This window comes from Actinocorallia lasiicapitis (genome assembly GCF_054778695.1).
Genome location: NZ_BAAGZI010000790.1, coordinates 1 through 989, shown reverse-complemented (window position 1 = coordinate 989; position 989 = coordinate 1). Strand labels below are relative to the sequence as shown.

General features: G+C 74.8%; 2 protein-coding genes. One reads left to right on the top strand and one right to left on the bottom strand.

Annotation, left to right across the window (positions count from 1 at the left end; translation table 11 throughout):
• On the bottom strand, nt 1-185 hold a 185-nt coding region (locus ACYVE7_RS34645; RefSeq protein WP_460370867.1), incomplete at its 3' end, for an NAD(P)-binding domain-containing protein.
• A gap of 28 nt (nt 186-213) precedes the next feature.
• Here ACYVE7_RS34645 and ACYVE7_RS34640 point away from each other — a divergent pair.
• Nucleotides 214-989 (top strand): LysR family transcriptional regulator (locus tag ACYVE7_RS34640; RefSeq protein WP_460370865.1); only part of this gene is annotated, 776 nt, incomplete at its 3' end.

The following is a 989-nucleotide window of genomic DNA, read 5'->3' as shown; positions in this document are numbered from 1 at the left end:
GCCGGGTCGGCGGCGGTGCGGGCGCCGTCGACGGTGCGGGGGGTGCGGTTCCAGACGGTCACCTGGTGGCCGGCGGCGACGAGGCGGCGGGCCATGGGGGCGCCCATGCGCCCCAGTCCGAGAAAGGCGATCACGGTTTCGACGGTAGGCCGGGCTGACCCATTCCACCAGCGACTACCTCGCATACCAGCCATGCGTGAATAGGATGGCTGGGTGGATTTCGATGATCTGAGAGTGCTGGAGGCCGTCGCACGGGCCGGGTCGTTCACGGGAGCGGCCGAGGAGCTGAACTACACGCAGTCGGCGGTTTCGCGGCGCGTCGCCGGGCTGGAGGCTTCGGCGGGCGGGGCGCTGTTCGAGCGGCTGGCGCGGGGCGTCCGGCTGACCCCGGCGGGACGGATCCTGCACCGGCACGCCCTGGACGTGCTGGAACGGCTGGCCGCGGCCGAACGGGAGCTGGCGGCGCTGCACGCCGGGGTCTCCGGGACGCTGCGGGTCGGGGCGTTCGCGACGGCGAACGTGTCGCTGGTGCCGTCCGCGCTGGCACGGTTGCGGGCGGAACGTCCCGGTGTGGAGGTCGCGCCCTGGGAGGGGCCGAGCGGGCAGTTGCTGGCGCGGCTCGCGGCGGGCTCGCTGGATCTGGCCGTCGTCAGCGACTATCCGGCGGGGCTGCCGCCCACCGGGGAGCTGATCGTCGAACCGCTGCTGAGGGACGCGTTGCACGTCGCGCTGCCGCTCGACCACCCGCTCGCGGCACGGGACGTCGTGGCGCTGGGCGACCTGCGGGAGGAGACCTGGATCCAGCACGGGCCGACCGACCGGCCGACCCGGCTCAGCGAGGCCGCCGCCCAGGCGGGGTTCGTGCCGGCCCGGGTGATCCGGATCGCGGAATGGACGGGGAAGTTCGGCTACGTCGCGGCGGGGCTCGGGGTGACGCTGGTGCCGTCGCTCGCGCTGGCGGCCGTTCCGGCGGCTCTGGCCGTCCGGCC